This window comes from Parasediminibacterium schistidii, assembly GCF_046546515.1.
Lineage (GTDB): Bacteria > Bacteroidota > Bacteroidia > Chitinophagales > Chitinophagaceae > Parasediminibacterium.
Genome location: NZ_JBKHKJ010000001.1, coordinates 321,102 through 333,717, shown reverse-complemented (window position 1 = coordinate 333,717; position 12,616 = coordinate 321,102). Strand labels below are relative to the sequence as shown.

At 39.3% G+C, this 12,616-nt stretch carries 7 protein-coding genes; 1 reads left to right on the top strand and 6 read right to left on the bottom strand.

Annotated features, from left to right (window positions below; genetic code table 11):
- Positions 1-42: 42 nt before the first annotated feature.
- From ACHFIY_RS01205 to ACHFIY_RS01180, 6 genes are all read right to left on the bottom strand, one after another.
- Positions 43-201: a hypothetical protein gene (locus ACHFIY_RS01205; RefSeq protein ID WP_410844210.1), complete on the bottom strand. Its 159-nt coding sequence runs from the start codon at positions 199-201 to the stop codon at positions 43-45.
- A gap of 114 nt (positions 202-315) precedes the next feature.
- Positions 316-2,331, bottom strand: coding sequence for an FG-GAP-like repeat-containing protein (locus ACHFIY_RS01200; protein WP_410844209.1), 2,016 nt, complete (start codon positions 2,329-2,331; stop codon positions 316-318).
- A 186-nt stretch (positions 2,332-2,517) separates the two neighbouring features.
- Positions 2,518-3,768 carry an IS1380 family transposase gene (locus ACHFIY_RS01195; protein WP_410844208.1) on the bottom strand — a complete coding sequence of 417 codons (1,251 nt, stop codon included), beginning with the start codon at positions 3,766-3,768 and terminating at the stop codon, positions 2,518-2,520.
- A gap of 831 nt (positions 3,769-4,599) precedes the next feature.
- Complete coding sequence (locus tag ACHFIY_RS01190) at positions 4,600-5,223, bottom strand: hypothetical protein (RefSeq protein ID WP_410844207.1); 624 nt, start codon at positions 5,221-5,223, stop codon at positions 4,600-4,602.
- A 324-nt stretch (positions 5,224-5,547) separates the two neighbouring features.
- Positions 5,548-7,761: a TonB-dependent receptor gene (locus ACHFIY_RS01185; protein ID WP_410844206.1), complete on the bottom strand. Its 2,214-nt coding sequence runs from the start codon at positions 7,759-7,761 to the stop codon at positions 5,548-5,550.
- Positions 7,762-8,191: 430 nt separating this feature from the next.
- On the bottom strand, positions 8,192-10,129 hold the full coding sequence (locus ACHFIY_RS01180; protein ID WP_410844205.1) for a leucine-rich repeat domain-containing protein: 1,938 nt from the start codon (positions 10,127-10,129) through the stop codon (positions 8,192-8,194).
- Positions 10,130-11,409: 1,280 nt separating this feature from the next.
- On the opposite strand from ACHFIY_RS01180, the gene ACHFIY_RS01175 reads away from it, so the two are divergent.
- Positions 11,410-12,513: a choice-of-anchor V domain-containing protein gene (locus ACHFIY_RS01175; RefSeq protein WP_410844204.1), complete on the top strand. Its 1,104-nt coding sequence runs from the start codon at positions 11,410-11,412 to the stop codon at positions 12,511-12,513.
- The last annotated feature ends 103 nt before the right edge of the window (positions 12,514-12,616 follow it).

Sequence of the window (12,616 nt, the reverse complement as noted above, 5' to 3'; positions counted from 1 at the left end):
TTTCGTACTGGTACTTAATTTCATATATATCTTGTTTTGGGCTTATGTTATTGAAATGATTTCCCTGATATCTTTTGCCGATAATAGCGGACATTCATTTTTGAAACTAATTTTCCCTGTCAATATAAACAACATGCTCATCAGGAACATATCTTCAAACTCGCTGAATAGTTTTGAGGTGCTAGTGGTTACAGAGTCCATCACAGCTCACCTTTATCCCTAAGGCATCGTCTTTGAACGGTCAACTACTAATCACATTGTGCCTGCTTAACGAAATCTAGGTTTGGACTACCTGGGGAGTAAATAACTACAATATTAATCCTTAATAAAAATGGCTTTCTTTTGTTTGCTTCCTAGCATTTTAATCAGGTAAGAACCTTTAGCAAGGGCTGAAACATCAATTGCAAAAGTATTGTTGCTTTGTTGAGTAATTATTGTTTGTTGGCGCACTATCTTGCCTTGCATGTCTGTTATTTGAACTAATTGTTTTTCTACTGCTGGGCTTACTTGGTGTATATGTAGTAAGCCGCCTGTGGGGTTGGGGTAAACACCGAATTCTTCTACTACATTCTCCAATTGCACCGAAACACTATTGCTATAAGTAAACTTACCGTCTTTATCCATCATTTTTAAGCGATAATAGCTTACACCACTTTCTGGGTTAGCATCTGTAAATGAATAACGATTGGTTCCTGTATTATTCACCTTTGCTGCTACAGTATCAATAGTTTTAAACTGATTGTTGGCACCGCTTTTCTCAACAATAAAAGATGCTGTATTTACTTCCTGTGTGGTTTGCCATGAAACATTTACCTGTTTACCCACTGGTTTGGCACTAAAGTTCAACAAGGTTAATGGCAATACACAGTTATTGAAAAATATTTGGGAGCCAACAATAATATCGGGCTTACCATCGCTATCCATGTCAGCAATTTGAACGCGTGTGCCACCAGAAGTAGCTGCCGAATAATAACCAGCACTACTTAAATACGCACCAAAATAATAACTTGTTGGCAAAACAGTATCTGTAATAGAATAGGAAAATACTATATCAAGCTTGCCGTCACCGTCCACATCATCAATAGAAAAATCATTTGCTCCGTTAGCATTTAAAGAAGTGTTGTTATAGTTAGAGGTTGGGGAATTGAAAAGAATATTTTTGGTAGTACTTATATTTTTTAATATATATACCCCATTAAACCCCGTTTCAAAAAAAACACCCCCCCCATGAATTACTATATCTTTTTTACCATCGCCATCCATGTCGCCAACAAGGATTTTTACCGTAGTGGTAGGATAAAATGTTCCCGAACCACCCAAGCCCAAGCTTGATGAAAAAGAAACAGGTGTTGAAAAAGATATACTATTACCAACACTAGTGTTCTTATAAATTACAATTTCAGACAATTGTGTTGACTGCGAAGTTGAAATGCTTAGTTTACTTAGGATTATATCTGGCTTTCCATCCCCATCTATGTCAGCAATCGTAATAGCTGTAATCATTCCCCCTATGCCAAATTGTTTCCCCGACGCAAAGCTTATACTGCCTGCACTGCCACTGTTTTTATAAATGATAAAACCAGTGTCATAACCCTTGGCTATAACCAAATCGGGTTTGCCATCACCATCTAAATCGCCTATTGCAGCCATTTCAGCAGTTGTAGCGGTTACAAAACTGCTTTTTGTAAAAGCGATATTGCCTGCGCTGCTTTCATTTTTTAAAATAGAAATGGTGTCATTTTCAACGGATAATATATCTGTTTTTCCATCCCCATTCAGGTCGCCATCAGCTAAATAACTGGCATTGCTCCCTACGCCATTGTACTGCAATACCATTGCACCAGAAAAAAGGCCGGGCGTGCTGGTATTACGTTTTAAATGTAAGAAACTAGGTGAACCAAGTATATTGGCAAGATCCAGTTTACCATCCCCATCAAAATCTTTTGCAAAAAATTGATTCCGAATGCTAAATACCGAATCTACTGAAGTGCTAAAACTAAAAGTGCCGCTACCACAGTTTTTAAAAGAAACTGAAAAATAATTGGCAGAATAAGCCGTCAGATTATTGACAGATACGGTAATTAGCTGGTAAGCTGCACCCATAGGTACTTTTACAGTAAGGGAAGTAGTAATAGCAGACACCACGGCAGCTTTTATACTGCCAAACAAAACAATATTCTTAGCTGGCACAGTGTCAAAATTCTTGCCTGCAATGGTTAGAATAGAACCAATAGGTGCCGATGCCGGCGTAAATGAACTAATAACTGGCTGGGAAATACCCCAAACTGAAAAAAAGAAAAATATAATAGCAAAAAGGGTAATATGCTTCATTTGGTTAATTGTTATTTGGTAATAATTGGGTTGTTGCATCAAATGTAGTGCATAAATGTTATTTATAAATTTCAGGGTGCATAAAAGTTTTTCGCTTAGTTATTGAACCCAGATTTTGCAGTAGAATTATCCAGTAAGACTTAATGGCAGTTTAGCGTTTTCGATGAGGAAAAAAAGGCTGTCATATCACTGCCTCCTTTTGAGTGGTACACTCATTTTAAGCACTTTGTTTTCTATCCAACTCCCTACTGCAAAGCAGTTGAACCTTAATGTGGCTAATGTAGGGCTGGGTTGCTTTTGAAGGGTTAATAGCCTAAATAAACTCATCAAATTATAGGCTATCATTACAAAGCGCATAGCTGTTTCGGTGGCACAAAAACTATCCATGCAAAAGCCTTGTACACCAAAGTCTTCTTTTAGTTCCTTGATTCTGTTTTCCGCATCGCCACGCCGCTTGTATTGTTCCCAAATTTCTATGGCTGGCAAAGTTTGGTTGGTTACAAAAGCGTGATACCTTGTTTTATATACTTTTTCTTTGTCTAGGTCGGCTTGCTTAAAAAGGCTTGTCAGCTTTTTGCCTGTTGTTTTGTGGCGCACCTCTTCCAATTGTTTTATTACGATTATCCTCCTGGCTTTGCTCCAGCCCCCTTGCTTAAAAGTAATTTCAGTTATCCATATCCCCATGCCTATCGGTTGCCAATTAGTGATGCCATAAATGGTGCTTTGTAAATTGGCATATAGCTTACAGCTCATGACATAGGCCGTTGTTTTATCTTCTATAAACTTTAAAATAGATTCGCTGCAAAAACCACTGTCGGCCCTGAACAACCCTATTTTCTTGTTTTTTAAGATGGAAAATGTCTCTTCTAAAAAATGGATGCAATTATTGCTGCTATTGGTATTGCCACTCCTGTTCCAGCAATTGGCTACCATTTTTATGTCGTTGACAAAGGCAAACAAGGGATGGTGGCTGTTGCGCCCACGCTTGGTGGGGTTGTAGCCTTTTTTAGCCCCTTCTTGTTCCCCATGGCGGGTTATTACGCTGCTGTCCACATCCAATGTATAATTGTCGAATTGCAATTGTTCGAAAAACCAACTATACAGTTCAATAAATATATCATGGTTCATTGACGGAGTGAACTTCTTGAAAAACCTCCCATAAGTGGTTGCTGAGGGTACACGTTCCCACCCAAATATCTGGCGCAAAACTTCATCTAGCCTTACTACAGCTGTATGGCTAAACCGAAAACAACCTATCCAAATACTTACCCAGAAACTTTCAATGGTATCACTAGCCGAAATTTTATTGTTGCTCTTGCCTTCGGGCAAACCTAATGATTGAAGTTTCTTATTGATACCTGTTTTATCAATAATGCGCTTCATTTCTTGCATCCCGCCCCACGCAGTTACTTGCATATCTGTGTATTCCTGTTCCATCTAACAAATTTACGAATCTGTCAATTTTGCAGAATAATCTCTACTGCAATATCTGGGTTGAAAAATCAAGCCAGTCCAACCGCACCCCTCCCGAAAGGCCAGAACAAGTTACCCAAATGAAAAGGTAATAGGCACATGACAAGGGGACAATATTTGCATATTTTTAATAATATATTTTTTTTCTTGATTTTATTAAAATAGTTTCAGTTTTGCCATTTTTGTGGGATTTTTACGCTGTTTCTTTTTTTGAAAATCCTTACCACTTTTGTAAACCATTGATTATCAACAACAATATCAAATTTTAGTGCGTATTTTATGCGCATTTTATGCTTGCTTTGTACGTAATTTATGCTCATTTTGTGCCTGATTTGTGCGCATTTTACAGCCATAAATACAAGACCAAATTTGGGACTACAACTATCTTAATATTAGTAAAAAAAATAACTATGATTAGGATGCCGAGGCACTAGTTTGGTAAGTAGTTTGAATCAAGTGCATTCCTAGCACAAAAATAAGGTTTTTATAGATTGGGGCGTATCAGGACAAAGTGAAAAAGTTTTATGCACCCTTTTATTTTATATACCCTGCTAATCAAAGAGGTCCAAAAAAAGAATTTTTGCTAGTACACCCCTGTAGTGTGTCCTGATTTTCATGTAAACTAACACTTCTATACTTATTGCCTCATAGTGTCATACCTTATTGCTTACAGCAACAAGACATCACCCCACCCCAATGGCAAAACCAATTATCCTCCAAAAAAAATACCGTCAACCAATCACAGCCCACCTTTATCATTAAAGGCATCATATGTGAACGGTCAACGGTAAACTTCTAATTACATTGCGCCAGCATTTTCTCCGCATCTTCCTTGCCCCAGTTTGGGTGGAATGGCGTGGCAGGTGTGTAGGTTTTAAACAATTCTACCGATTGGGCAAACAAAGGCTTGGCTTTGTCTTTTCCTCCGCCGAAAGATGCGGGCGTGTTAAATACGCTCATGCCTTCCAGGTAATAAATACGTGGGTTGGTGGCATCTGCTTTTTTGGCATCGGCCAATGCAACTTTTGCCACAGGGCCATATACTTGCCAGCGGGTCATTGGGTCAACCATCATCTGCAAAACAGCTACTTGCTGTACCAGGCAGTACAAATCGGCATTTTTATCTATAGCTTGTGCTTTGCCAATCAAGTCCTTGCATTTTTCGGCTACTTTGTCTTTGTCTGCCTTGGGATCCCAGCCGCCTTTGTATAGCGTAAGGGCAGCATAATAATAAGGCAGCCATTGTGTTTTTTCAGCATCGCCCACCCTTTCAAAAAAAGAGGCAGCATCGGCTATTTCTGTCTGTGTTTTGGCAGCTTTCATTTGCTCAAGCCCCTTTGTCATGGCACTTTCAAATTTCGTTTGTGCATTCATTACGGTAGCCACTAGCAGGCTTGCGATTAAGAGTACTTTTTTCATGGTGTTTTTTTGTATTTGTTTTTTTTAATTTACGTTTATGAAGGGAAAACGTAACCGCTGAGTACACAAAGAACACTAGGTGAAATAAACAATATTTAGGTAATACGTTACACTTGCCCCCAACCCCTAAAGGGGCAAAAAAGGGCAAAGAAAAACATGGGTATGCGAAAACCATGCTATATTTTCAATATTGTTCAAATTCTTTGTTCACTTCATAGCCTGTCTATTTCATCTTGTACCTTGTGATTCTTATTCCTTGTGAACTTTGCGGTTTAAATATCCTGCTGCCGTTTAGGGCGTATGCAATACGCCCCTACTTACTACTTATAGATTATTATTAATCGCATCATCCCTTCTGTCTACGCCCCAGCTCAAAAATACGCCTATAAAAAAGAACCTTGGTGCGGGTGGCATAATGGCGGCCTTAACGCTGCCATCGTGGTTGTAATTATAGCCATAAATATTCTTGCTGTCAAACACATTGGTTACACTGGCCACAAACACTGCAAAGGAACTTTTTATTTTGGTAAGGTAATTTACGCTTATGCCAAAAGTATTGTAATCTTTTGTTTTGCCCTCGTCGCCAATGGTGTATTTATTGCCAATTTGCTGAAAATAATAATAAGGCCTGCCCGTGGCAAAGCTATAAGTGCCATTGATGCCCGTGCTAAACTTCGGAAAAAACTTTTTCAACACCAGTGATGCCGTGTGCGTGGCAGCAAACGTGGGTGCCAGTTGGGTTGGGTATCTGTCAAACATTCTTTTTGTATCCAGGTAAGAATAGCTGAACCAATAATCTACCCCTTTAATAGTTTTTTTGTCCCGCCAAAACAGCTCTGCCCCTTGGGCATAGCCGCTACCATTGTTGTTGTAGAGATACGTTGGCGGGGTTTCCACAAGGCTTTGGTATTTCTTGTAAAAAGCCTCTACCCGAAATGTTTGCGTAGCCGTGTTCCGTATATAATTTAACAAGTAATGGCTTGCTTTTACATAGCCTAGATTTATATTGCCATAATAGTAATAAGTATTTTCGGGCTTTTGGTAAAACTGCCCATAAACGGCACTCATTTGCGAATGCTCACCTGTTTTGTAAGCTACGGACAAGCGGGGGGCGAAATTGAACTTACCTACTTGAGATGAATGCTCGGCACGCACGCCTAGCTTGGCTGCAATGTCGTTGGTAAGGTACAAGTCTGCTTCGCTGAACAAAGCTGCAAAATTGTCTTTCAACTGGTACTGGGCACTATTTATAATTCTGGGGCTATTGGCATACCAATACTCGCCACCAAACCGGATAACGCTGATGCCACTCAATTTTTTGTCAAATACTGCTCTTATCTGTGCCAGGTCTTGGCGGTTGTTGATAGCCCTGTTGTTACTATCTATATAAACAAAACCTGTATTAGTATGCTGGTTTTGGTGGTTTTGTATTTGTTGGGTTATCAAATCTTTATTGGTACTAAAGCTGCTACCCAAATTCATTTTCCAGCCATGACCCAGGAACTCGCGCCAGCTAAGGTTATTGTACCAATTGTAATTGATAATGCCATAAGCATCTTTCAAAGTGTCTGATTCTATGTCTGGGCGGCGTATGCCTATGTTGCTAGCAGCATAGGTGGTGTAATACTTTATCATGCCGCCTTTAGTCTTAATTCTGAAATTGGCATCGGCGGTATGGAACTCTGGCATGTGGAAATAATCCGGCGTTTGTGGAACAATGGCAAAATACAATGCTAGGTTTGTATATCCATAATTGATGCCCCATGACGATTTTTTGTTTTTTGCCAGCTCCTGAAGCCCTGCACCAACAAACACGGTGGATATAGAGGCCGAAGCCTGCGACTGGTCGGGCAAGTCTATGGTTTCCAGTATCACGGCACTGCTCAATGCCTGCCCATACAGTGCCGAGTAGCCACCCGTGCTAAACACCGTGCCTTTAAACAAGAATGGTGAAAACCTGCCCCTGCTGGCAATGTCTGGCACGCTGGCATTGTAGGGGTTGTTTACCAATGTGCCATCTATGAACTGCTTGGTTTCGTAGCCGGTGCCGCCACGCACAAACAACCCTTCCTGCTCGCCCACTTGCTGTGCGCCTGGCAGGGTTTTGATGGCATTGGTAATATCGGCATTAGCACCGCCTGTCGTTACCACATCTAGCGAGCTAAGAACAGTGGCCGCCCTTTTTTTGTCGCCTGCTTCAAAACTACCTGCGGTTACGGTTACGGCTTTTAGCTCGTTTATTTCTTCTTTCAGGGTAAAGTTTAGGGTTAATGCCTCGCCAGTAAGTGCAACGGGCTGTTGCACTGTTTTGTAGCCAATGTTTTTTACAATGATGGTTTGCGTGCCTTTGTCGTAGCATTTAAAAACAAACCTGCCAATAGAATCTGACACGCCACCATCGTAGCTATCTTTTATAGTGATGCTTGCCCCTGCTACGGGTTTGCCGTGGTTGTCTTTCACGATGCCATTAATTTTTGTCTGGGCAAAAAGGGTAGTTATAGACAGCAGGGTAAAAAGTGCGGGTAAAAATTGCTTCATGCAGTGTATGGATTGTTCGGTACAAAACTATAACCATTCGCTGAATATTTGGCAATTGCATAAAGTAGAGGAGGTTTAACCACAAAGCACACAAAGGATTTACGCAAAGAACACTAAGTGAAATACACAATATTTAGGTAAAACTTTTCACTTGCCCCCAACCCCGCCCCAACCCCTAAAGGGGCAAAAACTAGGGGCAAAGAATCACAAGGACATGTGGGAAATCTGCTATATAATTAGGACTATACGAAAATTATTTGTGCCCTCTATTTGCCTCTTCCTTGTATACTTTGTGTTGCTTTTTCCTTGTGAACCTTGTGGTAAAAATCCTAGCAGTTTTACAAAAAACTTAATGAAAATAATTGGCATTGTCTCCGCAGTGCAGAGACAATTGAGTTGGACACATATTTTTCTCACTACCCATCCATCCCTATCTATTTATCAACAGCTTTTCATTATAGCTGCCTGTGGGTGTATTTACTTTTATAGTATAAACACCATTTGCCAAGGCTTGGGTGTTTAGTTTATAAGTGTTTGTGCTTCCATTTAGCGATTGTGCAATGACTGCCTTGCCAGTAAGGTCGTAAACTGTAATGGTTGCTTTGTCAACGGCTGTGCTGAAATGTATGTTTGCAAAGTCTTTTGCAGGGTTGGGATTAATTGATAATTGATAATTGATAGTTGACAATTGGCAACTAACCACTTTGCTGTAACTGACACTGCCATCTTTATCAATTGCTTTTATCCTGTAATAGTTAAGCCGCTCTGCTGGCAAATTATCCATAAAGCTATACGCATTGTTTCCCTTGCCTACGGCAGTTGTAGTGCTAATATCGGTAAAGGTTTTGCCATCTATGCTTTGCTGGATGGTGAACAAAGCCGTGTTGAGCTCATCTATTGTTTGCCATTGCAGCAGCACCTGCCCATTAGCAGAATTTGCTTGCAGGTTGATGGCTTTAATAGGCAAATTGGTAATGGTTATTGTATCGCTGTGCAGCGAAAGCTTTGTAGCCACGGCATTGGTAGCTACAACCCAGTAATTGCCATTGCTGGTTGGGGTGTAGGTACTATCCCCGTTTTGGGATTGTACAAGTACGCTATTCCTGTACCACTTAAAGTTATTATTGGCTGGCGTGCCGCCTACGGCAACAAAAAGGATGCTGCCATTTTGATTGATGGGGATATTTGCCTGTGGGGCATAAAATGCGAATGTATCCTTCTTAACAAGGGTTTCCAGCCCATCGAAAGTGAATTTGTTATTACTTATATAAAGTGCCTTGAGGCTGGCCAAATTGCTTAGTCTAGATGGGATAGCCCCACTAAGTTGATTATTGCTTAAATAAATATTTGTAAGGTTGGTTAAGCTTCCTAAAGTATCTGGTATAGGCCCACTAAGCTGATTGTAGCTCAAGCCAAGCCATTGTAACTTTTTTAAATTACCAAAGGATGTGGGAATGGAACCATTTAGTTCATTTCCGGCCAGATATAAAATAGTGAGGTTGGTGAAGCTACCAATGAAAGCAGGGATGAAACCATTTAGTTGATTTCCGGCCAGATATAAAGAAGTAAGTTTGGTTAAGTTGACAAAGGAAGCAGGAATGGAACCGGATAATTGATTATTACTAAAATTAAGCTGTATCAATTTGGTTAAATTACCAAATGAGGAAGGTATAGAACCAGTTATTTTATTGTCGGACAAATCAATCCCTTGCAAATTAACCAGCTTGCTCAATGAAACAGGAATAGTATCGGTAAATTGATTGTACCCTAAATTAAGATAACTCAAATTGACTAACCTGTCTAACCAAACAGGTATCGACCCACTTAGTTTATTGTATCCCAAGTCAAGTGTTGTTAGATTTACCAAATTAGCCAATGAGGGTGGGATGGTATCATTTAACGCATTAGCACCTAGACTTAAAGATGTCAAATTTGTCAGCTTACCCAATGAAGAAGGTATATTGCCTGTTAACTTATTAGTTGTAAAGTCAATCTGCGTTAAACTAGTTAAATTTCCTAACGAAGAGGGAATACTCCCCGTTAACTTGTTATTGTCCAATTCTAATACTTGCAAGGCACCTAAATTGCCAATTGAAACAGGGATCCTACCTATTAGGTTATTGCCCAGGTACATTATTTCAACGAAAATAATTTTAATCACCCTTCCCCCACTTACCGTTACCCCATACCAAGTGCTAACAGGCGCATTGGTAAGCCAATTGGTGTGGTTTGTCCAGTTGGGGCCGCCAGTGCTGTCGTATAAATCCACAAGGGCTAGGCTGTCTTGTATGTTTACTTGTGCTTTTGCTTTGGTGGTTGTTGCAAATAGCATTACTACTGCAAGCAGGGCGAGTATGTGGTTTTTCATTGTTTTATTTAAGCATTAGTAGTATTAGCAATAAGCCTGTTTGTTTTAAACTATAGTAAGAAATAGCATTTAGATTCCTGCTTTTTCAAAAATATATACAATTCCTAAAGGGTGCATAAAAGTTTTCTCGCTTTTTAGTAAAAAAGTCATAGTAGCACAACCCTGCTCCAGCCAACCTGACTTATCCCGAAAGGCTGCGACAAGCTTTCCCATGGTAGAGTGGGGCAAGAAGGTAGAGGGCAAACTGAGAACCCTTGTACAATTTTTTATATTATTACACTCACAGTTTTTTTATTAAAATAGTTTCAGTTTTGCCAATTTTGGGTCTTTTTTGCCGTTTCTGAAATTTTTTTTAAATTCTCACCTTCTTTGTAAACCATTGATTATCAATAACATTGTCGAATTTTTAGTAGAAAAAAAGTATAATTCATGATAATTTTACTATCAGTTACTGATAATTTATTGATAGGAAGCTGATAATAAACCAATCATTTTATGATAGTAAAGTGATAATTTATTGATAGGGAATTATAATACCCAAATTTTCAAAAACTACTATTTTAATATTAATAAAAAAAGAACTACGATAAGACTGCCGGAACACTAGCTTTGTAAATGCTTTTTGCTAAGTGTAATTATACAACAAAAATAAGGTTTTTATAAATTAGGTCACGTTTCAGGACAAATCAAAAAAGGCAGATAACTGAAAAACTCCTATACAACCAATTTGCCACGAATGCACGAATAGCACTAATTTTTTATATTAATTGGTTGTTTTTAGCTAAACACCAGTTACTTGTAGGGAGACTTTATGCACCCTTTATAAAAGGAGCAAAATATTTTTTGTTTTTTTGCTACTATGTAAGCAAGGAATAGGCAACACAATTACAGAAGCCAATACGGATATAAAGGCACAAATAATTTAGGATAAGTATGCAGACATAATTAAGTTAGTACTATTTATTTTAAAGACCTCACCCCAACCCCTCTCCGAAGGATAGTGGCAAGAACTAAACCCTCTTAGAATTATATTAAGGTAATTAATTATGCAGACTTAATTAAGTTAATACTAATTATTTTAGAGACCTCACCCCAACCCCTCTCCGAAGGAGAGGGGCAAGAACCAAACCCTCTCAGAATTATATTAAGGTAATTATGGCTTATTACTTATGACTTATTACTTAACCAAAAAAATATGCTCCCCTAAAGCAACCTTTTGCACAAACATCACGAACTAGCTTTTATTAACAATCATTATTCACCAAACGCTTCTTAAAAAAATGAAAAAACTTTCTACTATTCTTGTGCTGGCAACATTGGTTGTCTTTTTGCAGTCTTCTGTAAAACGTGTTTATTTCAGCTCGCAGCCGCCGCAGGGCTACACCGGTGCCAGTGGCAACTATTGTGTTGATTGCCATAGTTCGTTCCCCTTAAATTCTGGTGGCGGCGATGTTACAGTAGCAGGGCTGCCTGCAAGTGGTTATGTGCCTGGCAAAACATACGACCTTGCACTTACCATTACCCATGGCACAGCAGACAGGAAACGTTGGGGCTTTTCTATTACAGCAGTTGACCAACAAGGTGCTGCCCTTGGTACATTCACATCAACCAATGCTAATGCACAACCCAATGGGGCAGAACTTAGCCATTTTAGCGCAGTGAAAACTACGGCTTCAAAAACGTTCACTTATAGCAACCTACATTGGACAGCACCAGCAACTGGGAGCGCACCAGTTAATTTCTTTTTTGTGGGCAATGCTGCCAATAGTGCAAATGGTAACCAAGGAGATTATATTTACAGTGGGTCGGCAACAATAGCACTGCCTATTTCATTGAAAGACTTCACGGCCAGCGCAGCAGGTAGCAGCGTGCAGCTAGCATGGCAAACAACGGAAGAAGTAAACAGCAACTTTTTTAGCGTTGAAAAAAGCGATGATGGGCAAATTTTTTATAGCATAGATAAAGTATTTGCAAAAGGAAATAGCAGCACTTTGGAACAGTATAGCTATACGGATGACAAGCCATCTTTTTTTGGAAGGGCTATTTTTTACCGCCTGAAACAAGTGGATAAAGATGGTAGTTTTAAATATTCTAAAGTAGTATCGGTAATAATGAAAGCAACCAGCTTTAGTGTTAATAAGATATACCCAACTATTTTAAAAGCGGGCGGCTTATTAACAGCACAAATAACCAGCAACAAAAGCGAAAACATACAGATTTTATTGGTTGATGCGGGTGGCAAGGTGATTGGCCGTATTACTAAACCCATTATTGCTGGCACAAACACAGTTAGCTTTAACGTGAACACTACCACTAAAGGCATGGTATATGCCAAGTTTATAAGCAGCACTGCCACGCAAACAATACCTTTCTTTGTAAATTAATTTTAGTTTGCCATACCATTTGCCTAAGCCATTTCAGTTTGTAAATACCCTTGGTTATTTATGGACTGGAATGGTTTTTTTGTGCAATACTCCTACCACGGGT

Excerpts from the sequence above, each read along its gene's own strand:
- ACHFIY_RS01200 (WP_410844209.1), bottom strand. The coding sequence starts at position 2,331 with ATGAAGCATATTACCCTTTTTGCTATTATATTTTTCTTTTTTTCAGTT.
- ACHFIY_RS01190 (WP_410844207.1), bottom strand. The coding sequence starts at position 5,223 with ATGAAAAAAGTACTCTTAATCGCAAGCCTGCTAGTGGCTACCGTAATG.
- ACHFIY_RS01205 (WP_410844210.1), bottom strand. The coding sequence starts at position 201 with ATGGACTCTGTAACCACTAGCACCTCAAAACTATTCAGCGAGTTTGAA.
- ACHFIY_RS01180 (WP_410844205.1), bottom strand. The coding sequence starts at position 10,129 with ATGAAAAACCACATACTCGCCCTGCTTGCAGTAGTAATGCTATTTGCA.
- ACHFIY_RS01175 (WP_410844204.1), top strand. The coding sequence starts at position 11,410 with ATGAAAAAACTTTCTACTATTCTTGTGCTGGCAACATTGGTTGTCTTT.
- ACHFIY_RS01195 (WP_410844208.1), bottom strand. The coding sequence starts at position 3,768 with ATGGAACAGGAATACACAGATATGCAAGTAACTGCGTGGGGCGGGATG.
- ACHFIY_RS01185 (WP_410844206.1), bottom strand. The coding sequence starts at position 7,761 with ATGAAGCAATTTTTACCCGCACTTTTTACCCTGCTGTCTATAACTACC.